At 70.9% G+C, this 26,613-nt stretch carries 22 protein-coding genes; 14 read left to right on the top strand and 8 right to left on the bottom strand.

Features of this window, described 5'->3' with window-relative positions; all coding sequences use genetic code 11:
- Positions 1 to 57: 57 nt before the first annotated feature.
- The 3 genes from ACLII4_RS17955 to folP are packed head-to-tail and all read right to left on the bottom strand — an operon-like array spanning position 58 to position 2,455.
- The gene (locus ACLII4_RS17955; protein WP_412068775.1) at positions 58 to 708 is read right to left on the bottom strand and encodes a protein-L-isoaspartate(D-aspartate) O-methyltransferase; all 651 of its coding nucleotides are present in this window, start codon (positions 706 to 708) and stop codon (positions 58 to 60) included.
- Positions 705 to 1,565 (bottom strand): diadenylate cyclase CdaA, encoded by an 861-nt coding sequence (cdaA, locus tag ACLII4_RS17950; RefSeq protein ID WP_412068774.1) that lies wholly within the window; start codon positions 1,563 to 1,565, stop codon positions 705 to 707. The genes ACLII4_RS17955 and cdaA overlap by 4 nt, the downstream gene beginning before the upstream one ends.
- Entirely contained in the window at positions 1,562 to 2,455 is an 894-nt protein-coding gene (gene folP, locus ACLII4_RS17945) for a dihydropteroate synthase (RefSeq protein WP_412068773.1), read from the bottom strand. The genes cdaA and folP overlap by 4 nt, the downstream gene beginning before the upstream one ends.
- 215 nt (positions 2,456 to 2,670) lie before the next feature.
- Between folP and ACLII4_RS17940 the strand changes: the two genes are divergently transcribed.
- Positions 2,671 to 3,513, top strand: coding sequence for an RNA polymerase sigma factor RpoD/SigA (locus ACLII4_RS17940; protein ID WP_412068772.1), 843 nt, complete (start codon positions 2,671 to 2,673; stop codon positions 3,511 to 3,513).
- A 53-nt stretch (positions 3,514 to 3,566) separates the two neighbouring features.
- Here the strand turns inward: ACLII4_RS17940 and ACLII4_RS17935 are convergent, their stop codons facing one another.
- Positions 3,567 to 4,229 (bottom strand): type II CAAX prenyl endopeptidase Rce1 family protein, encoded by a 663-nt coding sequence (locus ACLII4_RS17935; protein WP_412068771.1) that lies wholly within the window; start codon positions 4,227 to 4,229, stop codon positions 3,567 to 3,569.
- A gap of 207 nt (positions 4,230 to 4,436) precedes the next feature.
- A complete protein-coding gene (locus tag ACLII4_RS17930; protein WP_412068770.1) occupies positions 4,437 to 4,814 on the bottom strand; it encodes a DUF4345 domain-containing protein in 378 nt (125 codons plus the stop codon).
- A gap of 180 nt (positions 4,815 to 4,994) precedes the next feature.
- On the opposite strand from ACLII4_RS17930, the gene ACLII4_RS17925 reads away from it, so the two are divergent.
- Positions 4,995 to 6,131 (top strand): alanine racemase, encoded by a 1,137-nt coding sequence (locus ACLII4_RS17925; RefSeq protein ID WP_412068769.1) that lies wholly within the window; start codon positions 4,995 to 4,997, stop codon positions 6,129 to 6,131.
- A gap of 302 nt (positions 6,132 to 6,433) precedes the next feature.
- Positions 6,434 to 9,844, top strand: a complete 3,411-nt coding sequence (gene secA / locus ACLII4_RS17920) for a preprotein translocase subunit SecA (protein WP_412068768.1) — start codon at positions 6,434 to 6,436, stop codon at positions 9,842 to 9,844.
- Between the two features lie 76 nt (positions 9,845 to 9,920).
- On the opposite strand, the gene ACLII4_RS17915 is transcribed toward secA, so the two are convergent.
- Positions 9,921 to 10,187, bottom strand: coding sequence for a cold-shock protein (locus tag ACLII4_RS17915; RefSeq protein WP_412068767.1), 267 nt, complete (start codon positions 10,185 to 10,187; stop codon positions 9,921 to 9,923).
- Positions 10,188 to 10,350: 163 nt separating this feature from the next.
- On the opposite strand from ACLII4_RS17915, the gene recN reads away from it, so the two are divergent.
- The gene (gene recN / locus ACLII4_RS17910; protein WP_412068766.1) at positions 10,351 to 12,075 is read left to right on the top strand and encodes a DNA repair protein RecN; all 1,725 of its coding nucleotides are present in this window, start codon (positions 10,351 to 10,353) and stop codon (positions 12,073 to 12,075) included.
- A gap of 89 nt (positions 12,076 to 12,164) precedes the next feature.
- Here recN and ACLII4_RS17905 read toward each other — a convergent pair whose 3' ends face one another.
- Positions 12,165 to 12,602 (bottom strand): CBS domain-containing protein, encoded by a 438-nt coding sequence (locus ACLII4_RS17905; RefSeq protein WP_412068765.1) that lies wholly within the window; start codon positions 12,600 to 12,602, stop codon positions 12,165 to 12,167.
- Between the two features lie 95 nt (positions 12,603 to 12,697).
- Here ACLII4_RS17905 and ACLII4_RS17900 point away from each other — a divergent pair, with 95 nt between their 5' ends.
- The 7 genes from ACLII4_RS17900 (at position 12,698) to ACLII4_RS17870 (ending at position 17,652) form a co-directional block, all read left to right on the top strand.
- Positions 12,698 to 13,105: a carboxypeptidase regulatory-like domain-containing protein gene (locus ACLII4_RS17900; protein ID WP_412068764.1), complete on the top strand. Its 408-nt coding sequence runs from the start codon at positions 12,698 to 12,700 to the stop codon at positions 13,103 to 13,105.
- A gap of 64 nt (positions 13,106 to 13,169) precedes the next feature.
- Complete coding sequence (locus ACLII4_RS17895; RefSeq protein ID WP_412068763.1) at positions 13,170 to 13,616, top strand: carboxypeptidase-like regulatory domain-containing protein; 447 nt, start codon at positions 13,170 to 13,172, stop codon at positions 13,614 to 13,616.
- 4 nt (positions 13,617 to 13,620) lie between these two features.
- On the top strand, positions 13,621 to 14,088 hold the full coding sequence (locus tag ACLII4_RS17890) for a carboxypeptidase regulatory-like domain-containing protein (protein WP_412068762.1): 468 nt from the start codon (positions 13,621 to 13,623) through the stop codon (positions 14,086 to 14,088).
- A 27-nt stretch (positions 14,089 to 14,115) separates the two neighbouring features.
- Positions 14,116 to 15,747: an NFACT RNA binding domain-containing protein gene (locus ACLII4_RS17885; RefSeq protein WP_412068761.1), complete on the top strand. Its 1,632-nt coding sequence runs from the start codon at positions 14,116 to 14,118 to the stop codon at positions 15,745 to 15,747.
- A 230-nt stretch (positions 15,748 to 15,977) separates the two neighbouring features.
- Positions 15,978 to 16,859, top strand: coding sequence for an undecaprenyl-diphosphate phosphatase (locus ACLII4_RS17880; protein WP_412068760.1), 882 nt, complete (start codon positions 15,978 to 15,980; stop codon positions 16,857 to 16,859).
- Between the two features lie 2 nt (positions 16,860 to 16,861).
- Positions 16,862 to 17,302 (top strand): YdeI/OmpD-associated family protein, encoded by a 441-nt coding sequence (locus ACLII4_RS17875; RefSeq protein ID WP_412068759.1) that lies wholly within the window; start codon positions 16,862 to 16,864, stop codon positions 17,300 to 17,302.
- Positions 17,303 to 17,358: 56 nt separating this feature from the next.
- Complete coding sequence (locus ACLII4_RS17870) at positions 17,359 to 17,652, top strand: GIY-YIG nuclease family protein (protein ID WP_412068758.1); 294 nt, start codon at positions 17,359 to 17,361, stop codon at positions 17,650 to 17,652.
- Between the two features lie 138 nt (positions 17,653 to 17,790).
- On the opposite strand, the gene ACLII4_RS17865 is transcribed toward ACLII4_RS17870, so the two are convergent.
- Positions 17,791 to 18,288, bottom strand: a complete 498-nt coding sequence (locus ACLII4_RS17865; RefSeq protein WP_412068757.1) for a hypothetical protein — start codon at positions 18,286 to 18,288, stop codon at positions 17,791 to 17,793.
- Positions 18,289 to 18,494: 206 nt separating this feature from the next.
- Here ACLII4_RS17865 and ACLII4_RS17860 point away from each other — a divergent pair, with 206 nt between their 5' ends.
- The 3 genes from ACLII4_RS17860 to ACLII4_RS17850 all read left to right on the top strand — a co-directional run bounded on the left by ACLII4_RS17860 (position 18,495) and on the right by ACLII4_RS17850 (position 26,599).
- A complete protein-coding gene (locus tag ACLII4_RS17860; RefSeq protein WP_412068756.1) occupies positions 18,495 to 20,093 on the top strand; it encodes a sigma-54-dependent transcriptional regulator in 1,599 nt (532 codons plus the stop codon).
- 48 nt (positions 20,094 to 20,141) lie between these two features.
- Positions 20,142 to 20,954 (top strand): EcsC family protein, encoded by an 813-nt coding sequence (locus ACLII4_RS17855; protein WP_412068755.1) that lies wholly within the window; start codon positions 20,142 to 20,144, stop codon positions 20,952 to 20,954.
- 119 nt (positions 20,955 to 21,073) lie between these two features.
- Positions 21,074 to 26,599 carry a HAMP domain-containing protein gene (locus tag ACLII4_RS17850; RefSeq protein ID WP_412068754.1) on the top strand — a complete coding sequence of 1,842 codons (5,526 nt, stop codon included), beginning with the start codon at positions 21,074 to 21,076 and terminating at the stop codon, positions 26,597 to 26,599.
- Positions 26,600 to 26,613 lie beyond the last annotated feature (14 nt).

Here is a 26,613-nt window from a genome sequence, read left to right as displayed (position 1 = left end):
GGCCCGGCACGAAAGAGACGAGAGTGGGGGGGACCGACCTCGACCTTTGAGCCCGCACTACCCCCGCACGAGGGGGACGAACAGGACGCCGTCGAAGGTTTCGTCGACCAGGCCCCCTGCCGCGCTCGTGAAGCGGTGGAGGACCTGCCGCTTGGGGGGGCCGACGGGGATCAGGAGACGGGCGTCGGGCTTGCCGTCGGCGGGCTCGCGGAGCTGCTCGACCAGCTCGTCCGGGACGACGGCGCCGCCAGCGGTCACGATGATGGCATCGAAGGGGGCGTAGCCCGGCCACCCGTACGTCCCGTCGCCCTCTCTCGTGCGGACGCGGAGGCCCAGCTCACGGAGGATTGGGACGGTCCGCTGCAAGAGTGGGGCGTGGCGCTCGACGGAGAACACTCTCGCGCCGAGCTCGGTGAGCACGGCGGCCTGGTAGCCGCTGCCGGTCCCGATCTCGAGCACCCGCTCGCCCTCGCGGACGTCGAGCAACTCCGTCATCCGGGCGACGGTGAAGGGCTGCGAGATCGTCTGGCCCTCCCCGATGGGGAGCGCCACGTCGTCGTAGGCCTGCTGGTGGAGGCCCGTGTCGGGGATGAAGCGGTGGCGAGGGACGCGCCCGACGGCCGCGAGCACGCGCTCGTCGGCGATGCCCTTGTCGCGCAGGTGGTCGACGAGGCGGGAGCGGGCGCGGGAGGCCTGGCGGTCGGTCACGGAGGGTCGAGGGCGTCGGGGGGCGAGGCGGGCAGGTCCTCGATGGCAGGCGTCTCGCGGCGGTCGGGCGAGAAGGCGTCTAAGAGGCGCTGCTCGACCTCGTGGATCGAGAGGCCCACGTCGAGCCGGCCGTTCTCGGCGACCGAGATCTTGCCGGTCTCTTCGGAGGTCACGATCACGAACGCGTCGGTGCGCTCGGTGAGCCCCACGGCGGCGCGGTGGCGCAGGCCGAGGTGCGGGTCGAGCCCGCGGGCGTCGGAGACGGGCAGGATGCACCGCGCGGCCTCCACCTTCTGGCCCTGCACGATGACGGCGCCATCGTGCAAGGGCGAGTTGGGGAAGAAGATGGCCGTGAGCAGGTCGCGCTCCACGTCGGCCGAGATCTGCGTCCCGGACTCGATGTAGTTGCGCAGGCCGGTGCTCCGGGCAAAGGCGATCAGCGAGCCGACGCGGTCGCGGCTCATCTGTTCGAGCGCGGCGACCACCTCGTCGGTGATCTTCTGCCGGGGCGGTTGGGTCACGAGCCGGCGCACGATGGGGTTGCGGCCGAGCAGGAAGAGGGCCTGCCGGATCTCCGGGGCGAAGAGGATCAGGACCGCCAGCACGAACACGTCGCCGACGGCCCCGAACAGCGTCGTCAGCGTCGTCAGCCCGGCCGCGCGGACGACCTCGTTGACGGCGTACAGGCCCAGCAACGCCACCGCCACCTGGACGGCGATCGTGCCTCGGATCAGGCGGTACGCCTGGTAGACGATGATCGCGGTCACGATCACGTCGAGGAGGTCGAGCCAGCGGACCGGGACGAAGCCGATGCGGACGCCCTCCTGCAAGGCCAGGGCGAGGGACAGAATGCTCATCGGTCGGCCCCCGCCTCCAGCGCCGCCGCCACGAGCCGGACGGCCTCGACGGTCGCGCGGACGTCGTGAGCGCGGACGATGCCGGCGCCGCGCGCCACGGCAAGCGCGGCCAGCCCCAGCGACCCGTACAGCCGCTCGCCGACCGGCGCGGGTGTGCCGTCGCTCGCCAGCACGGCCCCAATGGTGCTCTTGCGCGAGACGCCGACGAGCACGGGCCAGCCCTCGGCCGTCAGCCGGTCGATCCGGGCGATGAGGCGGAGGTTTTGCTCGGGCGTCTTGCCGAACCCGAAGCCGGGGTCGACGATCACGTCGGCCACGCCCGCCTTGCGTGCGGCGGCGACGGAGCGGCGCAGGCTCGCGATCACGTCCTCGACCACGTCGCCGTAGGCGTCGGGCGGGGCGCTCCCGCCGGTCTTGGCCAGCCCGTGCATGACGACGAGCGGCGCGCCGTAGTCGGCCGCCGCCCGGGCGGTCCCGACGCCCTCGCGCAGCCCGGTCACGTCGTTGACGAGGTGGGCGCCGGCGCGGAGCGCGGCGCGGGCCACGGCGCCCTTCGTGGTGTCGACCGAGATGAGCACCCCGGGGACCACGCGCGCGATCCCCTCGACGACCGGCACGACGCGCGCCAGCTCCTCGTCCAAGCCGACCGGCTCGGCGCCCGGCCGCGTCGACTCGCCGCCCACGTCGACGATGGCCGCGCCCGCGTGCGCCATCGCAGCGGCGCGCTCGACGGCGGCCTCGGTGCTGGCGTAGCGCCCGCCGTCCGAGAACGAGTCCGGCGTGACGTTGAGGATCCCCATGACGTGCGCCGCGCCGGGGCCGACCGCAAGCGTGCGCCCTCGGCAGTCCAGCACGCGGGTGTCGGTGGGGGCGGGCGGGGCGTGCGTCATCGGGCGGGAGGGGGGCGCAAATCTACGACGGCGCGGCGTCGGGCCCGTCCCCGCGTGATCCCAAGCGTTCCCCCCACGGGACCTTGCGCCTTCACGCTCCGTACATGAGAACCCGGTCCGCTGTACGTTCTGGACCCTCATCGCTCACGCCGTCCCTCTCGGCTCCACCCAGCCCGTCTGCCGTCCGTTCCACCAGCCGCCGTCTCGGCCGCGCCATGTACGTCCCCCCAAGCCAGCGAATGCTGGATCAGTACCTCCAGGAGATCGGCCAGATCACCCTGTTGACGGCCGAGGACGAAGTGCGCCTGACGCGGCTCATCAAGGCGGGCGACGAGGAGGCGCTGCACCAGATGGTCCGGGCGAACCTGCGGTTCGTGGTGTCGGTCGCCAAGCGGTACCAGGGGCAGGGGCTCTCGCTGAGCGACCTGATCAACGAGGGCAACTACGGGCTCATCAAGGCGGCCAAGCGGTTCGACGAGACGCGCGGGTTCAAGTTTATCTCGTACGCCGTGTGGTGGATCCGGCAGGCCATCCTGCAGGCGCTCGCGGAGCAGTCGCGGACGGTGCGGCTGCCGCTCAACCGGATCGGGACGATCTCGAAGATCCGCAAGGCGACGGCACGCTTGGCACAGACCTACAAGCGGCCCCCCAACATCGAGGAGCTGGCGGCCGAGCTGGACCTCCCGCTGCACAAGGTGGAGGACGCGCTCCGCCACCAGGCACGGTCGCTCTCGGTCGACGAGCCGTTCGGCGAAGACGACGACAACAGCCTGCTCGACGTGCTCGAAGGGGTGGCCTCGACGTCGCCGGACGAGAGCCTGGTGGGGGAGAGCGTGAAGGCGGACATCGAGCGGGCGCTCCAGACGCTGTCGCCGCGCGAGGCCGAGATCACGCGCTTGTACTTCGGGATCGGCCGGGAGACGGCGATGACGCTGGAGGAGATCGGCCACGAGTACGAGCTGACGCGCGAGCGCGTCCGCCAGATCAAGGAGAAGGCCCTCCGCAAGCTCCGCCAGCGGGGGCGCCGCGCGGAGCTCCGGGGCCACATGAGCGAGTAGGCGGGGGACGAGCGAGATGCGAGCCCTTGTTATCGTTGTCCTGGCCGCTCCCCTTACGAGAAGAGCACCGGCTCGAACACGTTGTGCAGGCCATTGGCAGCGAAGTGGCACAGGATCGCGTAGGGGAGCCCCCAGCGCCAGAAGACCCACCCCAGCACGAGACCTGCAACGCCGCTCTTCAGCACCACGACCGATGCGTACAGTGCGGCACTGGTCGGGTGGACAGGCAGCGGCCTGCCGAGGAGATGCACGACGGCGAACAGCGACGCGGACACCACGAGCGCGGTGAGGAAGACCGTGCGTGCTCGGCCGGCGAACCGTGCGACGACCCAGGCGACGACGCTCATCAGGACAAGGCGGAACACGACCTCCTCCACAACGGCGACCGAGGCCGTCCGCGTCCAGGTTAGGGGGACGGCGAAGTGGTCGTCGAGCAGTGCCCTGATGCCGGTATCCGCCGTCGCCATTGCGAGGTTCGCGCCGAGGTTTATCGCGCCCACCCCGACCCCGATCAGGAGCGCGGCCCCAGCGAGTCGGGTCCGTTGAGCGTGGTCTCGCTCAGGAATCGGCCGGCACTGTGAGGTCGCAAGAGACCCCACGACCACGAGGGGTAGCCCCACCAGCCCACCCCCGACCAGTGCTTCCAGACCGGAGCCTTGAGCGTCGAGAGAGGGGAGTGCCAGAACGAACAGGAGCCACGTCGTTCCGACCGCCATCGGGTCGAGGGCCGAGGCCCAACGAGCGACTCGGCTCGATGCCGTGTGTTTCTTGCCTGGGTCCATGGTGGTAGCGTACGGGGTCCCTAGCACGTGGCCGCCTAGCCGCCCTGAGCGGAGGGCTGGCGGATGGGCCGACGCGCAGACGACTCCGGCGGGCAGTGGGATCGACACCGCTGGCGCGTCGGGTCGGCTTGCGGCGGCGAGTCATGCGGCGTTCTCTACAAACCACGCGTAAAGGAACAGACCGCCCAGGACGAATTCGACACCCAGGAACACGACCGGCCAGATCCCCTCCGGCCGTTCCAGACCGACGGACAGCAGGCGACAACAACCCATCCCGAGCATCAGGACGGAGACCGCCAAGAGGATGCCCGGGCGTAGCGTCTCGGCCTGGGGCGCGGCGACGAGGAGCCCGGCAGCGGCCAAGCCGAAGCCGCCGTACACGGCCCGCGTCTCATTGCGGACGTCAGCCGGAGGGGAAGCCGAGGAGCAGTACCCCGTAAGGGCAGCGGGCCGGACAAGCGCCAGTACGCCCATGCGGAGGTAGAAGGCGACGTTGAGATAGATCGCGATCTGCTCCATGGGGGGGAGTCGCAGAACCAGTGCCTGTGTCGACTGCTCGCGCATGACGCCCTGCGGGCGTGCACGTCGGCGATACCGAAGAGTATAGAGAAGCCGACGTGGCCAGCGCCGTCCGGCCAGGCGATTTCCGGGCGCCCGCCGCGCTGGGGCCGGACCTTACGGCCGTCCCCCCGACGACCCATGCCCGACACGCCCTGGTGGCACGACCACCGCGACGCGCTCCTCACGCTCGCCGCCGAGCGGACGCCCCGCTACGTCTACCACATCGACACGGCCCGAGAGCGCGCGCGCTCGCTCCGCGCGGCGGTCCCGTTCACCCGCCCGCTCTACGCCGTCAAGGCGAATGGCCACCCCGACCTCGTGCGAGCCCTCGCGGCCGAGGGGCTGCGGCCCGAGTGCGTGTCGCTGGCGGAAGTCGAGTACGTCCGCGAGCTGCTGCCGGGCGTGGACGCGGGCGACATCCTGTTCACGCCCAACTTCGCGCCGCGTGCCGAGGTCGAGGCCGCCCTCGCGCTGGGCGTCCGCGTGACGCTCGACAACGCGGCGTCGCTCGACGACTGGGCGGAGGTCTGGGCCGGGCACGACGTGTTCGTGCGCGTCGACCCCGGCGAGGGGAAGGGCCACCACGCGCACGTCCGCACGGCCGGGACGGCGTCCAAGTTTGGCGTCGCGGCGGCCGACCTCCCGACGCTCGCCGAGACGGCCCGCCGGCGCGGCGTCCGGATCGTCGGGCTCCACGCACACGTGGGCAGCGGGGTCGACGAGACCGACGCCTGGGCGTCCACGGCACGGACGCTGGCGGCGCACGCCGACGCGCACTTTCCGGACGCGACCGTCCTCGACGTGGGCGGCGGGATCCCGGTCCCGACCGGCGGCGCGGCGCCGTTCGACCTCGCGGCGGCGGGCGCGGCGCTCGCGGCCTTCCACGCCGAGCGGCCCGAGTTCGAGCTGTGGGTCGAGCCCGGGCGGTTCCTGGTCGCCGAGGCGGGCGTGCTGCTGGCGCGGGTGACGCAGGTCAAGCGCAAGGGCGACGTCCGCTACGTCGGGCTCGACGCCGGGATGAACTCGCTGGTCCGCCCCGCGCTCTACCAGGCGCACCACGACATCGTCAACCTGTCGCGGCTCGGGGCGGCGGACGCCGGGCCCGCCGAGATCGTCGGCCCGATCTGCGAGACCGGCGACGCCTTCGCGCATGGCCGCCCGTTCCCGGACGCCGCCGAGGGCGATGTGGTCGTGGTCGCCACGGCCGGCGCGTACGGGGCAGTGATGGCGTCGAGCTACAACCGTCGGCCGCCCGCGGACGAGGTCACGGTGTAAGAGCGCAGCAGAGTGCGGCAGAGCGCCAAGACCTTGTAGAATGCAGCTGCGCCGCAGCGCGCGCAGAGGGCGGCGGGCCGGATCGGGCTCGACGCCGACGGCAGCGGCCCGCCGCATGGCCCGACCTGCGCTCCCGGCCGCGCGAAACACCGACGAAGGCGAACCGTGCCGCCCCTTCCGGCCGTTCACCGCCGGAAGAACGCGCGGAAACCCCCGCGTCGACCGCCCCCAGGTGCCGCCCGCCAACGACCGGCCCGTACCTTCGCGCGGTCCTGTGTATGTCCTGAGATAGCCCCCCTCCGATGATTGAAGCCCTCCAGAAGCTGTTCGGCGGCGACTCGAATGCCCGCGAGCTCAAAAAGCTCTGGCCCGTCGTCGACGAGATCAACGAGATCGCCGACCGGCTCGAGCACGTCACCGACGCCGACCTGAAGGCCAAGACGGACGCGTTCCGCGCCCGCATCCGCGAGGCCGCCGAGCCCGTCGAGGCCGAGCAGGCCGACGTCCGCGCCCGGCTGGCGGCGGCCGGCGCTTCCGACGACGACGATCTCGAGGGCGGCAAGCTGACCGTCCGCGAGCGGCAGGACCTCTACGCCCGCCTCGACGACCTCGAAGGCGACTGGATCGACGCGGTGGAGGCCGCGCTCGACGAGGTGCTCGCCGAGGCGTTCGCCGTCATCAAGGAGACGTGCCGGCGCTTTCTCGGCAAGAGCTGGGTGGCTGGCGGGTCGGAGATCGAGTGGCAGATGGTGCCGTTCGACGTCCAGCTGCTCGGCGGCGTCGTGCTCCACCGCGGGCAGGTCGCCGAGATGAAGACGGGCGAGGGCAAGACGCTGACGTCCGTCGCGCCGATCTACCTCAACGCGCTCGTCGGCCGCGGCGTCCACGTCGTCACGGTCAACCCGTACCTCGCCCAGCGCGACGCCGAGTGGATGGCGCCGATCTTCGAGTTCCACGGGCTCTCGGTCGGCTGCATCGACAAGCACAAGTCGCACAGCCCGGGCCGCCGGGCCGCGTACCGCGCCGACATCACGTACGGCACGAACAACGAGTTCGGGTTCGACTACTTGCGCGACAACTCGTTCGTGGTCGACGCCGAGCAGCTCGTCCAGCGGCACCACCACTACGCCATCGTCGACGAGGTCGACTCGGTCCTGATCGACGAGGCCCGGACGCCGCTGATCATCTCGGGCCCCGTCCCGCAGGCCTCCATCGACGAGTTCAAGGAGTTCCAGCCGCCGGTCGACAAGTTGGTCCGCGACCAGCAGAAACTCGTGGCCGGCTACGTGTCCGACGCCGAGCGCAAGCTGAAGGAGGCCGAGGCCCTGGAGGAGACCGACAAGAAGGCCGCCAAGCGCTTGCGCGACAGCGCCGGGCTCGACCTGCTCCGCGCCCAGCGCGGGTACCCGCGCAACAAGAAGCTCATCAAGCTCAAGGGCGAGACGGGCATCGAGATGCTCATCCGCAGCATCGAGGCCATCTACCTCGCCGAGTCCGCCAAGCGGATGCCCGAGGTCGACGAGCCGATGTACTTCGCGCTGGAGGAGGCCCAGCACCAGATCGAGATGACCGACAAGGGCCGCGAGGCCATCGGTCGGGCCGCCGGCACCGACGCCGACTTCTTCGTGATCCCCGACGTGGGGACGGAGGTCGCCCAGATCGAGCGGGACTACGAGGAGAAGAAGGCCGCGCTCGTCGACGAGATCCAGGCCTCGGGCTTGGACGCGCAGAAGCGCGAGCACAAGATGCAGAACGACTTGCGCGAGCTGCGCAACGCGGCCGAGGAGGGCAAGCGCGAGCTCTACACGCGCTACGCCGAGCGGTCGGAGCGCATCCACGCCGTCAACCAGCTGCTCCGCGGCTACACGCTGTACGAGAAGGACAAGGAGTACATCGTGCAGGACGACAAGGTGATGATCGTCGACGAGCACACCGGTCGCGTGCTGCCCGGCCGCCGCTACTCGGACGGGCTCCACCAGGCCATCGAGGCCAAGGAGCGCGTCAAGGTGCAGGCCGCGACCCAGACGTACGCGACGGTCACCATCCAGAACTACTTCCGGATGTACGCCAAGCTGGCGGGCATGACCGGCACGGCCGAGACGGAGGCCGAGGAGTTCGGCAAGATCTACAAGCTGCCCGTCGTCGTCGTCCCGACCAACCGGCCGATCGCGCGCGACGACGACGACGACCTGATCTACAAGACGAAGCGCGCCAAATACAAGGCGTTGCTCGAGCGCGTCCAGGAGATCCACGACTCCGGCCAGCCGCTGCTGATCGGCTCGGCCTCCGTCGAGACCTCGGAGCAGATGTCGCGGCTCTTGCAGCGCGCCGGCATCCCGCACAACGTGCTCAACGCCAAGGCGTCGCGCGCCCAGGCCGAGGCCCAGATCGTGGCGGAGGCGGGCCAGGTCGGCGCCGTTACGATCGCCACCAACATGGCGGGCCGTGGCACGGACATCAAGCTGGGGGAGGGCGTCACCGAACTCGGTGGGCTGGCCATCTTGGGGACGGAGCGGCACGACAGCCGCCGCATCGACCTCCAGCTGCGCGGCCGCGCCGGCCGCCAGGGCGACCCCGGCTTCAGCCAGTTCTACGTCTCGCTCGAGGACGACCTGATGCGGCTCTTCGGCCACGACCGGACGGCCAAGATCATGGACCGCCTGGGCATGGAAGAGGATGAGGTCCTCACGCACAAGTGGCTCACGAAGGGCGTCGAGCGGTCCCAGACCAAGGTCGAGCAGAACCACTTCGCGTCCCGCAAGCGCCAGCTCGAGTACGACGACGTGCTCAACGCCCAGCGCGAGGTCATCTACGACCGCCGGATGCACGCCCTCGAGGGCGACCGCCTGCGCGGCGACATCCTGGACATGCTGACGGAGCTGGTCGAGCGGATCGTCGGCGAGCACTACGGCAACGGCGACATCGAGGAGATCCGCGAGGCGCTCCGCATCCACCTCGCCTTCGACATGGAGATCGACCCGATGACGGCGTCGACCTTGGGTGAGCAGGGGCTGATCGACCGGATCCTGGACGAGGCCACGGCGCACTACCGCCGCAAGCGGTCGGCGCTGGCGGGGCCCTTCTTTACGTCCGCCAAGGACATGATGGAGAAGGCCGACCCCGAGAACCGGCCCAAGAAGCTCTTCGTCGACTTCTCAGACGGCCGCCGCGTGCTCCGTGCCACGGTCACGCCGGAGGAGGTCTTGGAGTCGCAGGGCCAGGAGATCAACGACGCCCTCGAGCGCGCCGCCGTGCTGGCGGTGATCGACGAGAAGTGGACCGAGCACCTGCGCGACCTCGACGAGGTCAAGCAGGGCGTCGGGCTCCGCTCGTACGGCCAGAAGGACCCGCTCATCGAGTACAAGATGGAGGCGTTCAAGCTCTTCAAGGAGCTCGTCCAGACGGTCGACGAGGAGGTCGTCGGGCTGGTCTTCAAGGCCGGGCCGCTCGTCCAGGGCGACAGCCAGCGGCAGGCCGCCCGGCGCGTCCAGCAGGTCGCCAAGCCGCGCTTGGACGCCAGCCGCGCCCAGGCCACGCAGGAGAAGGCGACGCCGGACTACGCTGCCGGCATCGGCGGCGACGGCGCGTCGTCGGCCGAGCGCGACCCGACGGCCAAGGCCGCCCCGGTCGTCGTCGACAAGACGGTCGGCCGCAACGAGCCGTGCCCCTGTGGCTCGGGCAAGAAGTTCAAGCACTGCCACGGACGCGGCTAGACCGTACCGGGCAAACACATCAGCGGCCGGCGGGGGAGTCCCTCGCCGGCCGCTGATCGTTTCGGATGCCGGGTCGCTAGCGGACCGCCAGCATGGGGCGGCTCGGCGCCAGCGATCGCCGCAGGAACGCGAGCCGCGCGTTCGCTGACCGGGCCGTCGCGCCGACGTGGCGCACGCCCAGGGCGTAGAGCCCGGTGATGCCGCCGGTCGGCCGGAAAGTGACGCGGTCGCCCTCGGAGAGCCGGGCGTTGCGAGCCGTGAACGGGAAGCGACCACCGGAGGCGCACGTGACCGTGCCTGTGCCGCGAGCCGCGTTGAAGTGGGTGATGGTGCCGGTGGTCATGGGTCTGTCGGGAGGGGTGTGTGAGCTACGGGCCGGCCGTCCTCGGGTTACAGATGCGTCCCCGATTCCCCGACCGCTCCGGCGCTGGCGGGATCATTCATCGGGGTTCCGGATGACAGGGCCCCGACCTTGACGTAGCCTCCCGTTCCCCACCCGCCCCGGCGTGCTCCGCAGCCTCACCATCCGCGACTACGCGCTCATCGAGCGCCTCGAAGTCGAGTTCGACAGCGGACTCAACATCATCACGGGCGAGACCGGGGCGGGCAAGTCGATTCTGCTGGGCGCGTTGAAGCTGCTGCTCGGCGAGCGCGCCAGCACGGAGGCGCTGCGGACGGGCGCCAAAAAGGCCGTCGTGGAGGGCGTCTTCGACAACGCCGACGAGGGGCGCCTGCCGGCCCTGCTAGCGGCCCACGAGATCGACCCCTCGGAGGGCGGCAACCTCGTCATCCGCCGCGAGATCTCCGCGCGCGGCTCGCGCGCGTTCGTCAACGACACGCCGGCCACGCTCGACGTCTTGCGCGAGGTGGCATCCAACACCATCGACCTCCACGGCCAGCACGAGCACCAGTCGCTCTTGCGGACCGAGACGCACGTCGAGCTGCTCGACAACTTCGGCGGGCTCGGTGGGCTCGTCGGGACGTACCGCGAGGGGTACGCGGCGGTCGCCGTGCTGGCGGGCGAGCGGGCCGACCTCGTGCGCCGCGAGGCGGAGCTCCAGAAGCAGAAGGAGCTCTACGCGTTTCAGATCGAGGAGATCGACGCGGCCGAACTGGTAGCGGGCGAGATGGACGCGCTCGAAGCCGAGCGCCGCGTACTCGAAAACGCCGAGCACCTCTACGAGGCGACGGCCGAGCTGTACGCCCAGATCTCCGAGTCCGACGACGCGCTCTACGACCGGCTCGTGCTCGTCCGCAACCAGCTCCAGGACCTGGCCCGTATCGACTCGGCGTTCGACGAGACGCTCTCCGACGTCCGCTCGGCCGAGATCGCGCTCAAGGAGGCGACCCAGTTTTTGCAGGGCTACAACGCTGAGATCGAGTTCAACCCGGAGCGGCTCGACGAGATCCGCGAGCGGATGGGCGAGATCGACTACCTCGCGCGGAAGTACGGCGGGACGGTCGAGTCGGTGCTGGACTACCGCGCCGACATCGGCCAGACGTACGACCTCGCTAAGGACTTCGAGGGCTCCATCGCCCGGCTCGACAGCAAGATCGAGGCGGCGCGCGACCGGCTCAGCCAAGCCGCCTACCGGCTCTCGCAGAAGCGCCACGAGGTGGCCCAGCGGATCGAGCAGGCCGTCGGCGTGGAGCTGGCGACACTCGGGATGCCGCACGCCCGCTTCGAGGTCCGGTTCAGCTTCCAGGAGGACCCGGCGGGCTGGGTGAGCCTGCCGGACGGCGCGCGCGAGCACCGCGTGACGGCGTTCCCGGCCGGGGCCGACCAGGTCGAGTTCCACCTGTCGGCCAACCTGGGCGAGGACCCCAAGCCGCTCGTCAAGGTGGCCTCAGGCGGCGAGGTGTCGCGCATCATGCTGGCGCTAAAGGCCATCCTCGCCAAGTCCGAGCGCCTGCCGATCCTGGTCTTTGACGAGATCGACACCGGCATCTCGGGCCCGATCGCGCGGCGCGCGGGCGAGAGCATGCACCGGCTGGCGCAGTTCCACCAGATCATCGCGATCACGCACCTCCCGCAGATCGCGAGCCTGGGCGACGTGCACTTCCTGGTCGAGAAGACGACCGAGGACGGCCGCACGCGGACCCGGATCCGCCGGCTCGACGAGGCCGAGCGCGCCGAGGCCGTCGCCGAGCTCTTGGCGGGCGACGAGGTCTCGGAGGCCGCGCTCCAGTCGGCACGCGAACTGATCGAGGGCGGGCGGCAGGAAGGCTAGCGCTCGCGGGACTGGGGAACGAGGATCGGGCGGACGCCCGATCCACCTCGGCGCCGAGAGTAGGTCTCCAGAGTCGCCGACCTACCGACTCACCCAGGGTAGCCGCCCTGGACAAAGTGCCGGAGCCCCTCGACTTCGCCGCGCGCTTCGTCCAGCCGGGCGCGCACCAAGTCGCCGATCGACACGACGCCCGCGAGCGCGCCGTCGCGCAGGACGGGCAGGTGCCGGATCTTGCGGTCGGTCATCAGCGCCAAGCAGTCGTCGACGGTCGCGCTCGGCTCGACGGTCACCAGGTCGGCGGTCATCGCGTCGCGGACGGGCGTCTCGCGCGAGGTCCGGCCTTCGAGCGCGATCCGGCGGAGGTAGTCGCGCTCGGTGAAGATGCCCCGGAGGGCGCCGTCGTCGGTGACCAAGATGGAGCCGACGTTGTGCTCGACCATCCGGCCGATGGCCTCGAAGACCGTGGCGTCGGGGCCGATGGTGACGAGGGCGCCGCCGGAGCGGTCGAGAATGGAGGCAAGAGTCATGGGGTGCGTGGGCTAGGCCCCTACAACATAGGCGGTGGGGATCAAAACACTCGGGCGGCGTCGCCGTTGGACCCTCCCGCCCCCGACCGCCCGTCATGCGCCCGCTCCTCGCCGCCCTCGCCCTCCTGCTCGCGCCTGCCGTGGCCGCCCAGTCCGCGAGCACCGACTCGGCGCCGGCGCTCGCGGTCGTCACCGGGACCGTCACCGATTCCGAAACCGGGATGCCAGTCGTCGGCGCGGGCGTGGTGCTGGCGGACCTCGGGATCGGGGCCGTCTCGCAGCGCGACGGCTCGTTCCGCATCGAGGGCGTCCCGGCGGGCACGCACGCCGTCCGCACCGGCGCCTACCGCTACCACCTCGCGACGCTGGCGGCGACCGTCGACGGGCCGACGACGCTGGAGGTGTCGCTGGCGCCGGGCGCGGGCGTCGGGTGCGCGGTCGTCCACGAGCACGGCGAGGACGGGAGCCACATGGAGCGGCCCGACGACGAAACGGAGGGGTAACCGGGAACGGCTTGCGGCGTGCGTGCGCGGGGCCGTGTTTGTCGGCCTACCCGCCTATCGATCCATGCGCCTCCTTCTGCTCGCCCTGTGCCTCGTGGCGGGCGCCAGCGCCCAGGACGATCCGGCGACGGGCTGGATCTCCGGGACCGTCACCGACGCCGAGACCGGCGACGCGCTCATCGGCGCGACCGTCTGGCTGGTCGGGACGGCGATCGGCGCGGTGGCCGACCTCGACGGGCGGTTCTTCGTCGAGGTGCCCGTCGGGACGCACGCCGTCCGCGCCAGCTACACCGGCTACGAGTACGTCGAGACGACGGTGACGGTCGGGGAGGGGGAGACCGTCCGCTTCGCGCCGACGCTGGTAGCAGGGGAGATCATCGACTGCTGGACGTGCACCTACCGGTCGGTCGCGCTGCCGGGCGTCTACGCCGCTCGCGTGGTCTCCTTTGTCGATCAGCACGAGTTTTGCGACCCGGTCCGCGCCGGCGACCACTACGCCGTCGACCGCTAGCGCCGTGCGGTTCCTCCCTCTCGTGCTCCTGCTGGCGGCCGGCGCCAGCGCCCAGGCCGGTCCCGAGGTCGGCCGGGTCGCCGTCGTGGTAGTGGCCGCCGACAGCGGCGAGCCGGTGCCCGGCGCCTCGATGATGGTGGAGGAGCTGCGGATCGGGGCCTACTCGGACCTGGATGGACGCGCGGCGCTCGATGGCGTCCCTGTCGGGGAGTACGTGGTCAGTTTCCGCTCCCCAGGTTTCGACATGGTCAGCCGCCGAGTGATCGTCCGGTCCGGCGCCACTACGGCCGTCCGGTTCTCGCTTCCCGGGAGAGAGCCCGAATGCGTCGTCCTCTGTGCAGAGGCGCCGTGGACCGCGACCGGGCTGTACGCCGCACGCGTCGTTCGGTACGTCGCCGAGCCCTCGTGCTGCGACAACGGCGATGCGATGGCGCCGCTCTCCTGCCCGAGAACGTTCCAGCGAGACCGCTAGCGGCCCGGCCGGAGTCGATCTTCGGGCATGGACTACTTCACCTTGCGCGCCCTCGCCGCCGAGTGGGACGACGCGCTCGCGGGCGCCGTCGTCCAGGCCGCGTGGAGCCAGACGGCGCGCGAGCTGACCGTCGCCCTCGACGCGCCCGACGGCCCGACGAGCTTGCGGGTCGTCTGCGACCCGGCCCGGCCGCTCCTTTTCCGCACACCCGGCACCTCGCGCCAGCGCCGCAACACGGCGGACGTGCTGGCGCGCGCGAACGGCCGCCGCGTCTCGCGGGTCCGCGCCGCCGACCGCGACCGGCACCTGTTTTTGGACCTCACCGACGGGAGTCGGATCCAGGTCGTCCTGTTCGGCTCGCGCCCCAACGTCTACTGGACCGACGCCGAGGGCGTCGTGCGCGAGGCGTTCCTGGATGAGGACGCGCACGTCGGAGAGCCCGCGCCCGCGGTCCGGCCCGCGCCCGCCGTCGACACGGCGGAGGCCTTCGCCGAGCGGTGGAAGGTGCGCAAGACGCTGGCGCAGAGCGTGGCCGCGGCCGTCCCCCTCGTGCCCCGCGCGCTCGCGGCCGAGGCCGTCCGCCGCGCCGGGCTCGACCCCGACGCCGGACCCGAAGGCGCCGATCTGGGGGCGCTGTTCGGGGCGGTCCGCGACTTCGAGGACGCGCTCGCGTCGCCCGCGCCGCACGTTTACTGGCGCGGGCCGCTGGCGGAGGCGTTCTCGCTGGTCCCCCTCGCGGAGGTGCCCGAGGGCTGGCGGGCCGAGCCGTTCGAGACCGTCGAGGCGACCCTCGCGGTGTGGTCGAAGCGGTCGCTGGGGCAGGCCGCGTACGACGCGGCGTACCGGCCGCTCGAAAAGGCGCTCGCGACGGCCGCCGGGCGCCGCCAGCGGTCCGCCGAGGCGATGCTGACCGAGCTGGCGCAGCCCTCGCGCGCCGACGGCTACGAGACGTGGGCGCACCTGCTGATGGCGCTCGAAGCGGGCGCCGGGCCGGGCCGCGAGTCCGTGACGGTCGACGACATCGTGGGCGGGACGGGAGACATCGAGATCCCGCTCGACCCGGCGCGCTCGGCCGTCGAGAACGCGGAGCGGTTCTACGACAAGGCGCGGCGGACGCGGGGCGCGCGAGCGGCGGCCGAGGAGCGGTGGGAGTCGGTCCACGGCGAGGCCGAGGCGCTGGCGGACCTGCTGGCGCGGCTCCGCGCGACGACGGGGCTCGGCGAGCTGCGGGCGCTCCGGGAGGCCGAGAGCGACGCCTTCGCGCGCGTGCTCGGCCAGCGCGGCGACGAGGGGCCCGTCGAGCCGTTCCGCCGGATCGCCCTGCCCGGTGGCTTCGAAGCGCTCGTCGGCAAGCACGCCAAGGGCAACGCGCACCTGACGACGCGTGTCGCCAGCCCCCACGACCTGTGGCTCCACGCGCGCGGCGTGCCGGGCAGCCACGTGGTCATCAAGCGCGCGGGGCGGTCGACGGAGGTCCCGCCCGCGACGGTCGCCGCCGCGGCCCGGCTGGCGGCGTGGTTCTCGACGGCCAAGACGCAGTCCGTCGTCCCAGTGACGGTGACGGAGCGGAAGTACGTGCGGCCCATCAAAGGCGGCCCGCCCGGGCTCGTCCGCGTGGACCGGGAGGACGTGCTCGACGTGACGCCGGCGGCGCCCTGAGGTGAGGCTAGCGCAAGCCTTCAGCGTTCCCGCCCGAATGGCGCGACGCCAGCCGTGAAGGTTGGCAGTTCGTGTGCGCGCCTGAGCGGGGGGATGCCGAAGCGGGGCGTCCCGGTCTCCACTTGCTTGCGCCCCTGCACTCCACGGGCTCCGCACGCGCCAGCGGGACCGCCCCCGGCCCATGCGCGTAGGTGATGCCCCTCTCCGACCGTCCCCTCTCCGGTTTCTCTATGACGTGGTGGCAAGCCGCGATTCTCGGCCTCATCCAGGGCTTGGCCGAGTTCCTCCCCATCTCGTCCTCCGGCCACCTCGTCTTGGGCGAGTACGTGCTCGGGCTTGACACGAGCAACGCTAAGGATGTGACGTTCGAGGTGTTCGTCCACTTCGGGACGGCGCTCTCGATCCTGGTCGTCTACCGCCAGCGGATCGGGCGCATCCTGCGCGACGCCGTCGGCGCGCTCACGAACGCCAGCGCGTGGCGGCAGGCCGTCCGCCCCGGCCCCATCGAACGGGCGCGCGGCGACGAGATCAGCTACGACGCGCCCGAGGCATCCGGCGGGCCGGTCCCGTCGCTGCGCCTGGCGATCCTCATCCTGATCACGATGGTGCCCACGTTTATTGGCTATCTGCTGTTCGAGGAGCGGCTGGAGGCGCTGTTTGGCGACCCGCGCTTTGTGAGCGGTGCGCTGATCGTGACGGGCATCCTGCTGCTGCTCACGCGCTTGCGGCCGGATCCCAACGGTGTGCTGTCGCCGGCCAAGGCCGTGCTCGTCGGCATCGCCCAGACCGCCGCGCTGATCCCCGGCATCAGCCGCTCGGGCTCGACGATCTGCACCGCGATCTACCTCAACGTGGACCGCAAGGAGGCCGCCGACTTCTCGTTCCTGATGCTGCTCCCGGTCGTGCTCGGGGCCACGCTGCTCAAGACGCTCGACATGCTGGACGTTGGGATGACCGTCGAGCCGCTCCCGCTCATCGTCGGGACCGTCGTGGCCTTCGCGAGCGGCGTGTTCGCGATCCGGGCGGTCCAGGTGCTCGTCCAGCGGCGGTCGCTCCAGTACTTCGCCTACTACTGCTTCGCGATCGGCATCGCGGGGCTCATCTGGATCTAGCCATGGCCGAGCACGCCTTCACCGCGACGATCCTCGCAAACGATGGGGGCGGCGCCTTCGTCGTCGTCCCGTTCGACGTCGAGGCCGCGTTCGGGTCCAAGCGCCCGGCCGTCGTCGCCACCTTCGACGGGGTCGAGTACCGGGGCCGCTTGGTGCGGATGGGCGGGCCCGACCACATCCTGCTGGCGCGGAAGGACGTGCGCGCGGCGATTGGCAAGGGCCCCGGCGACACCGTATCGGTGACGGTCGCGCGCGACGACGCCCCTCGCGAGGTGCCCGTGCCGGACGACCTGGCAGCGGCGCTCGCGCAAGCAGGCCTGACGGAGGCGTTCGCGGCGCTGTCGTACACCCGGCGCAAGGAGGCCGTGGCGGGCATCGAGGGCGCCAAGCGGCCGGAGACGCGGGCGCGGCGGATCGCGGGGGCGGTCGACGCGGTTCGGTGAGAAGTCGGGCGTCCGCGAGCCGTGCCGTACGCTAGAGCGGGGAATCGGAACGGGACGTGGGGACGCTACATCGGGCATACTGGGTCTACATCCTCGCCAGCCAGGGGCGCACGCTCTACGTCGGCGTGACGAACGACCTGGCGCGACGCGTCGCCGAGCACCGGGCTGGGACACCCGGCGCGTTCACGACGCGGTACCGGGTCACCCGACTCGTGTACTGCGAGGAGCACCCGAGCGCTCGCGACGCAATCGCCCGCGAGAAGGCGCTCAAGGGCTGGCGCCGCGAGCGCAAGCTGGCGCTGATCGAGGCGCACAACCCGGCGTGGGCGGACCTCGCCGCGGGCCAGTAGCACCAACGCCGCCCACCCGTCATCCTGAGCTTGCGAGGATCTCAACGCGAGGCCGCGAGCCCTGACAGCCGGGCCCTATGGCCGGGGGCGCTGGCGTCGAGATCCTTCGCTCCGCTCAGGATGACGGTGAATGGAGGCTCAGCCGCCAGCGCCGCCCAACCCCTGCAGTGCGTCGACGATGAGACTGACGACACCGGCGGCGTTGCCGACGGCTCCGTCGCTGACGACCGCGTGGAGATGCTGGAGCAAGCTCCGCTTGGTCTCGCGCGGCATATCCGCCCCCAGAATGGTTTCGATTATGGCCTGGAGGTGGACTTCTACGCTGACGTGCTGCGTGTTGCCGTCGCCGAACTGGTTATTCCCACCTGAGACATTGATCGTCTGGCTCCGAGGTGACGGCAGCGCCAGCGACGACGACCCCGGCCCTGTGATCTCAGGCCTGTAAACAGTCGGCCCGTGCGCCGTCCGTATGGCGGTTCCTCTTATCAGTCCGTCGGCAAGCAAGGAGGTGAGAACGTGGTCGAGAGCCTCTCGACGATCATCGGGTAGCCCGAGCTCTGCTGGGGTGAGAGAGTCAGTTGGTGGCTCGTTTCTGCGGTCGTGGAGCTTCAGCAAGGCAAGACGGCGGAGGTCCATTTGCGTGAGTGGGGCGGTTGGGGCTCAAATACGAACACACCGAATGACGCCCCCGTGTCACAGTCGCCGCCGGAACGCGTCGTCTCATTCTGAGAAACAACCGCCCGGAGCGTCGCCGCACGGCGCCCCCGGCGCGGCGTGAACGGGCCGGGCTATCTGCGTACGCGCGCCCCGCGATACCTGGGGCGCACTCCCCCCGCGCTCACGTGACCACCCGACTCTTCGTCGTCGACGACGACAAGCACTACGCCCGCCTCCTTTCGTACCGGCTCGACAAGCCCAAGGACCACGAGGTCTCGGTCTTCCACAGCGGCGAGGACGCGCTCGACGCGCTCGACGCGCACCGCCCGGACATCGTCTTCCTCGACATCATGATGCCCGGCATCGGCGGGATGGAGACGCTGCGGCGGCTCCAGCTTTTCCAGCCCGACCTGCCCATCGTGATGATCTCGGCACAGGGCACGGCGGACGTGGCCGTCGAGGCCATGAAGGGCGGGGCGACCGACTACATCACCAAAGGCCACGACGACTTGGTCAAGCTCGACGTGGTGGTGGAGCGGCTCAAGGGGCGCGTCCGGCTGGCGCGCGAGGTGGAGCAGCTGCGCGCCGAGGTCGCGCAGAAGTACGGGATGGATGAGATCGTCGGGGACAGCCCGGCCATGGAGCGGGTCTACCAACTCATCCAGAAGACGCTGCGCGGGAACCTGACGGTCGCGATCGAGGGCGAGTCCGGAACGGGCAAGGAACTCGTCGCCCGGGCCATCCACTTCAACTCCGATCCGCCCCCCGGCGAGCCCGAAGTCGGCCCGTTCGTGGTCGTCAACTGCGCGGCGATCCCGGCGGAGCTCATGGAGTCCGAGTTCTTCGGCCACGAAAAGGGCTCGTTCACCGGCGCGCACGCCCGCCACATCGGCAAGTTCGAGCAGGCCGACGGCGGGACCCTGTTCCTCGACGAGGTCGGGGAGCTGGACCTGGGGCTCCAGGCCAAGCTGCTGCGGGCGCTGCAGAACCGCGAGGTAACGCGCGTCGGCGGGCAAGGCACCATCAAGTTCGAGTGCCGCGTGATCTCGGCGACCAACAAGAGCGTGCTCGAGATGGTCCGCGCGGGGACGTTCCGGGAGGACCTGTACTACCGCCTGTTCCAGTTCCCCATCGGCCTGCCGCCGCTCCGCGAGCGCGGCAACGACGTGCTGCTGCTGGCGCAGGGCTTCCTGGAGGCCTACACGACGGCGCACCCGCAGTTCAAGGGCAAGCGGCTGGGCGGCGACGCCGTCCGCGCCATCCTCGACTACGCGTGGCCGGGCAACGTCCGCGAGCTGAAGTCGACCGTCGAGCGCGCGCTGCTGATCTCGGACGCCGACGAGATCGCCGTCGACGACCTGCTGATCGGCGGGCCGCAAGCCATCCAGCCCTGGGCCGAGCGCCCGGGCGCCCGGATGCCGAGCGCCGACGGCTTGACCGGCGGCGACGGACAGGTGCGCGGCAACAGCTCGGGCAGCGCGCTTCAGGAGATCCCGACGGTCGCCGAGCCCGCCCGCAGCGAGGCCGCCGCCGCGGCGCCGGCCGCCAGCGGGCCCCCGGCGTCCTGGGACGACCTCCCGCCCCTCGCCGTCCCCGCCGTGCAACCCGGCGCGTCTGCGGCCGGTAGTGCAGACATCGTCCCCCTCGACGAGCTCAAGCGCCGCGCCGTCGAGGCCGCGTTCCAGGCCTGCGACGGGAACGTGGAGCGGGCCGCGGCCGAGCTCGGCATCGGCCGGGCCACCATGTACCGCTTGCTCAAGAAGTACGACATTAACGCCGACTAGGCGCCGCGCTCCGCGCGGGGCGCCGTTCCCCCACGCACACGCCCCACGATGCGCCTTACCGAGTACGAGCGGACCGCCCAGCGAGAGATCGAGCGCTGGGAGCGCGGCGAGACCCTGCTCCAGCAGGCGCTCGGCTTCGCCATGAAGCCGGTCGACTGGGCCTTCGACCAGTTCGTCCCCGAGTCCGTCCTCGACGGCTTGACGACGGCGCTGACCCAGACCCTGTCGACGCTCAACGACGCCAGCGCCTGGACCTTCGACGCCGACGACGTGCTGGCGAAGGCCGCCGAGGCCGGCGTCGACGTGGCGACGGTCGGCGAGCTGCGGGACCAGCCGCTGGAAGACCTCGACAAGCTGGCCAAGCAGTACGCCTCGCAGAACTCCGTCCTCGCGGCGCTCTCGGGCGGCGGGGCCGGGCTGGGCGGCGCACTGTTGCTGGCGGCCGACATCCCCGTCCTGTTCACGGTCAACTTCCGGCTCATCCAGCAGGTGGCGGCCGCGTACGGCTTCCCGCTCCAGGGGCCCGGCTACACGCCGCTCGTGGTGTCCATCTTCAACGTCGCCGCGAGCGGGTCGCGCGAGGCCAAGTCCGACGCGCTGCGCGAGCTGGCGGTCGCGGCGTCGGCCATCGACGGCGGCGGCTACCGGGCGCGGTCGGCGCAGGGCACGCTGCGCGAGCAGCTCGGCCACGTCCCGCGCGAGATCGCCAAAAACCTCGGGGCGCAGAAGCTGGCGCAGTCCATCCCGATCGCGGGCGCGGCCGTCGGCGCGGGCGTCAACTACTGGTTCACGGACCAGACGGCGCAAGCGGCGGTGATGCTGAGCCGGGCGCTGTACCTGGAGCGCAAGGAGCGGCTGTAGGGCCGGGAACGCGGCGGTTCCACATCGCCGGGCACATATAGGGAATGCCCGAGTAGAGAAGGCTCGGTCGGCGCCGATACTTTGCGCTCCGACGGACTCCCTGGCCCCCCCTGCTCCCGATGGCTACCAAAAAGCCGACGCCCACCACGGACGGATCGACGTCCCCGCCCCCGAGCCCCGCGCGGAAGGCGTCTGCCGCGACGCCCGGCGCGCTGTGCGACCTCGACGCGAAAGACCTGCTGGCGGTCCTGACGGCCGTCCACAAGGGCGACTTTTCGGCCCGGCTCGTCGTCGAGCAGAACGGAACCGTCGGGCGCGTGGCCGACACGCTGAACGCCATCATCTCGCTCAACGAGCAGCTCACCGACGAGCTGGAGCGCGTGCGCGACGAGGTCGGCAAGAAGGGGCGGCTGGCCGAGCGGGCCGCGCTGGCCGGCGCGACCGGCGGCTGGCGGACGGCCGTGGCGTCGGTCAACGAGCTCATCATCGACCTGGGCCAGCCCGTGGCGGAGGTCGAGCGCGTGATCGGGGCGGTCGCCCAGGGCGACCTGTCGCAGAAGGTGGAGCTGGAGGTCGAGGGCCGGCCGGTCCGCGGTGAGTTTTTGCGGACGGCCAAGATGGTCAACACGATGGTCGACCAGCTCTCGGCGTTCGCCTCGGAGGTGACGCGCGTGGCCCGTGAGGTCGGCACCGAAGGCCAGCTCGGCGGCCAAGCTCGGGTCTCCGGCGTCTCCGGGACGTGGAAGGACCTGACCGACAACGTCAACTCGATGGCGGACAACCTGACGGCTCAGGTCCGCAACATCGCCGAGGTGACCACGGCGGTCGCGAATGGCGACCTGTCGAAGAAGATCACCGTCGAGGCGCAGGGCGAGATCGCCGAGCTCAAGAACACGATCAACACGATGGTCGACCAGCTCCAGAGCTTCGCCTCCGAGGTGACACGCGTGGCGCGCGAGGTCGGCACCGAGGGCGAGCTGGGCGGCCAGGCCGAGGTCGAGGGCGTCTCCGGGACCTGGAAGGACCTGACGGACAACGTGAACGCGATGGCCGGCAACCTGACCGTCCAGCTCCGCGACGTGTCGAAGGTGGCCACGGCGATTGCGAATGGCGACCTGACCCAGAAGATCACGGTCGACGTGAAGGGCGAGATCCTGCAGATCAAGAACGTGATCAACCGGATGGTCGACCAGCTGAGCTCGTTCGCGTCCGAGGTGACGCGCGTGGCGCGCGAGGTGGGGACCGAAGGGGAGCTCGGCGGTCAGGCCGAGGTGCCCGGCGTGTCCGGGACGTGGAAGGACCTGACCGACAACGTGAACTCGATGGCGGACAACCTGACGACCCAGGTCCGCAACATCGCCGAGGTCACGACGGCCGTCGCGAACGGCGACCTGTCGAAAGAGATCACCGTCGAGGCCCGCGGCGAGATCCTCGAACTCAAGAGCACCATCAACACGATGGTCGACCAGCTCTCCAGCTTTGCCTCGGAAGTGACGCGCGTGGCGCGCGAGGTGGGGACCGAGGGCAAGCTGGGCGGCCAGGCCGAGGTCGAGGGCGTGTCCGGGACGTGGAAGGACCTGACGGACAACGTGAACTACATGGCCGGCGACCTGACCACCCAGGTCCGTGCCATTGCTGAGGTCACGACGGCCGTCGCGAATGGCGACCTGTCCAAGAAGATCACGGTCGACGTGAAGGGCGAGATCTTGGAGCTCAAGGACACGATCAACACGATGGTGGACCAGCTCTCGGCGTTCGCCTCCGAAGTGACGCGCGTGGCGCGCGAGGTCGGGACGGAGGGCGAGCTGGGCGGCCAGGCCAAGGTGCCGGGCGTGTCCGGGACGTGGAAGGAGCTGACGGACAACGTCAACTCGATGGCCAACAACCTCACGACCCAGGTCCGCAACATCGCCGAGGTCACGACGGCCGTCGCGAACGGCGACCTGTCGAAGAAGATCACCGTCGAGGTTCAGGGCGAGATCGCCGAGCTGAAGGACACCATCAACACGATGGTGGACCAGCTGAGCTCGTTCGCGAGCGAGGTGACGCGCGTGGCGCGTGAGGTGGGGACCGAGGGCGAGCTGGGCGGCCAGGCCCAGGTGCCGGGCGTGTCGGGGACGTGGAAGGACCTGACCGACAACGTGAACTCGATGGCCGACAACCTGACGACCCAGGTCCGCGGGATCGCGGCGGTCGTGACGGCCGTCGCCAAGGGCAACCTGGACCGCAAGCTCCAGGTCGAGGCGCAGGGCGAGATCGCCGAGCTCCGCGACACGATCAACGCCATGATCGACACGCTCGACACGTTCGCCGAGCAGGTCACGACGGTCGCCCGAGAGGTGGGCGTCGAGGGGCAGCTGGGCGGGCAGGCCGAGGTCCCGGGCGCGTCGGGCACGTGGCGCGACCTGACGGACAACGTGAACCAGCTCGCGGCGAACCTGACGACCCAGGTCCGCGCCATCACTGAGGTCACGACGGCCGTGGCGGCGGGCGACCTGAGCAAGAAGATCACCGTCGAGGCGGCCGGCGAGGTCGCGGACCTGAAGGACAACGTCAACGAGATGATCCTCAATCTCAAGGACACGACGCTGAAGAACCAGGAGCAGGACTGGCTCAAGACCAGCCTGACCAAGTTCACCCAGCTGCTCCAGGGCCAGAAGGAGCTCCAGACGGTCTCGAAGCTCATCCTGTCCGAGCTCGCGCCGCTCGTTAACGTCCAGCACGGGGCGTTCTACATGGCCGAGCGAGCGGCCGGCGAGACCGAGCCGGAGCTCCGGCTCACGGCGACCTACGCCTACCGCGAGCGCCGCGGCCTCAACAACCGGTTCCACGTCGGCGAGGGGCTCGTCGGGCAGTGTGCGCTGGAGCGCGAGCGGATCCTGATCACCGACGTGCCCGACGACTACGTCCGCGTCAACTCCGGGCTGGGGAGCGCCGCGCCGCGCAACATCGTGGTCCTGCCGGTCCTGTTCGAGGGCGAGGTCAAGGCCGTCATCGAGCTGGCGTCGTTCCAGGCGTTCAACACGAACCACCTGACGTTTCTCGACCAGCTGACGGAGTCGATCGGCATCGTCCTCAACTCGATCGAGGCCAACATGCGGACGGAGGCGCTGCTCTCGCAGTCGCAGGGGCTCACCCAGGAGCTGCAGAGCCAGCAGGACGAGCTCCAGGAGACCAACCGACGCCTGGAAGAGCAGGCCCGGAGCCTGCGCGAGTCGGAGGAGCTGTTGCGCGAGCAGCAGGACGAGCTCCAGGGCACCAACACCGAGCTCGAAGAGAAGGCCCGCGAGCTCGCCGAGCAGAACGCCGAGGTCGAGCGCAAAAACGCCGAGATCGAGCAGGCCCGGACGGCCATCGAGGAGAAGGCCGAGCAGCTCGCGCTCACCTCGAAGTACAAGAGCGAGTTCCTGGCCAACATGAGCCACGAGCTCCGGACGCCGCTCAACTCGATGCTCATCCTGTCGCGGATGCTCGCCGAGAACCCCGACGCGGCCCTGACGCCCAAGCAGATCGAGTACGCCGAGACGATCCACTCGTCCGGGAGCGACCTGCTCGGCCTCATCAACGAGATCCTCGACCTGTCCAAGATCGAGTCCGGCGCGATGCCGGTCGAGATCGAGCGCGTCCCGTTCACCACGCTGGCCGACGAGACGGACCGGCTGTTCCGCGAGGTGGCCAACGACCGCCAGCTCGACTTCGGGATCGTCCTCGGGGAGCGGCTCCCGCCGGTGATCGAGACCGATCCGAAGCGGCTCCATCAGGTCCTGAAAAATCTGCTTTCGAACGCCTTCAAGTTTACACACGACGGCGCCGTGTCGCTCACGGTCGCGCTCGCGGACGAGCAGGAGTTCCGGACGGAGACGCTGCGCGCGGCCGACCACGTGGTCGGGTTCGCGGTCCGCGACACGGGCATCGGGATCGAGGACGACAAGCAGCGGGTCATCTTCGAGGCGTTCCAGCAGGCCGACGGCTCGGTCGACCGGACGTACGGCGGGACCGGCCTCGGGCTGTCGATCTCGCGCGAGATCGCCCGGCTGCTCGGCGGCGAGATCCACCTCGCGAGCACGCCTGGCGAGGGGAGCACCTTCACGCTCTACCTCCCCGACGTGTACGCCATGCCGACGCTGCTGGCGCCCAGCGGCGACGAGATCACGACGATGGGGGACGGACTGGCGAGCCCGGCCCCGGCGCCCCCCACGCCCCCTGCCGACGAGGCCACCGACAGCGAGGTCGACGACGGCGAGGCCACCGACGGCGCCGCGACGGCGGAGGCTGACGCCGCGCCCGTGTCGACCGACGGCGGCACCGCCGAGGCTGCGCCCGCTCCGACCGGCGCCAGCGCCGCCGAGGCGGTCGCCGAAGCGGAGGCCCCGGCGGTGAGCGCGGGCGCCGAGCTGCCCGCTGCACCCGCCGGCCGGCCGCTCCCGCGCCGGGTCGCCGACGACCGGGGGACGTTGGAGCCCGGCGACGCCATCTTGCTGATCGTCGAGGACGACCCCCACTTCGCGGGCATCCTGGTCGACGTGGCGCGCGAGAAGGGGTTCAAGGCGATCGTGACCGACAACGCCGAAGCGGCGCTGGCGGCCGTGCGCCGCTATGAGCCGGCCGCGATCACGCTCGACATGCACCTGCCCGGGATGCACGGGCTGGCCTTGCTCGACCGGCTCAAGAACCAGCCCGCGACCCGCCACATCCCCGTCCAGATCGTCTCCGTGTCGGACGCGCTGCCCCGCCGCGAGCGCCGCGGCGCGCTCCCGCCGCTCCAGAAGCCCGTCGACCGCGACGCCGTCGAGGCCGGGCTGGACCGGGCGCAGAGCCTGGCCGGCTCCGACATCAAGCGGCTGCTCGTCGTCGAGGACGACGAGACGCAGCGCGGCCTGGTCGGCGACCTCGTCGGCACCGAGGGCGTCGAGGTGGTCTCCGTCGGGACGGGCGCGGCGGCCATCGAGGCGCTCGCCGACGGGGCCTTCGACTGCGCCGTGGTCGACCTCGGCCTGCCCGACATGAGCGGGATCGAACTCGTCGAGCACCTCCGCGACGACCTCGGCCTGGCCGAGCTGCCCGTCGTGGTCCACACCGGGCGCGACCTCAGCTCCGACGAGGCCGCCCGCCTCCACGAGCTCGCCGAGGCGGTCATCGTCAAGGACGTCGAGGCCTTCGACCGGCTCCTCAACGAGACCGCGCTCCACCTCCACCTCGACGAGTCCCAGCTCTCCGCGACCCAGCGCGAGCGGCTCGCCCGGAGCCACCGCCCCGAGGCGGCGCTTGCCGGCCGCAAGGTGCTCGTCGTCGACGACGACATCCGGAACATCTTCGCGCTCCAGGCCCTCCTGGAAGGCCACAAGATGGACGTGGTCTACGCCGAGAGCGGGCGCGACGGGATCGCCGTGCTGGAGGCGGCCGACGACATCGACGTGGTGCTCATGGACATCATGATGCCCGGCCTCGACGGCTACCAGACGACGCGCGCGATCCGCAAGATCGACCGGTTCGCGTCGCTCCCCATCATCGCCGTGACGGCGAAGGCCATGAAGGGCGACCGCGAAAAGTGCCTCGAGGCCGGCGCCAGCGACTACCTCACCAAGCCGGTCAACGTCGATCAGCTGATGTCGCTGCTCCGCGTCTGGGTCGAGAAGGGCCGCTAGCGCGCGCCGCCGCC

The sequence above is a fragment of the Rubrivirga aquatilis genome, from assembly GCF_046845665.1.
GTDB lineage: Bacteria > Bacteroidota > Rhodothermia > Rhodothermales > Rubricoccaceae > Rubrivirga.
This window is presented reverse-complemented; position numbering and strand designations above follow the sequence as displayed.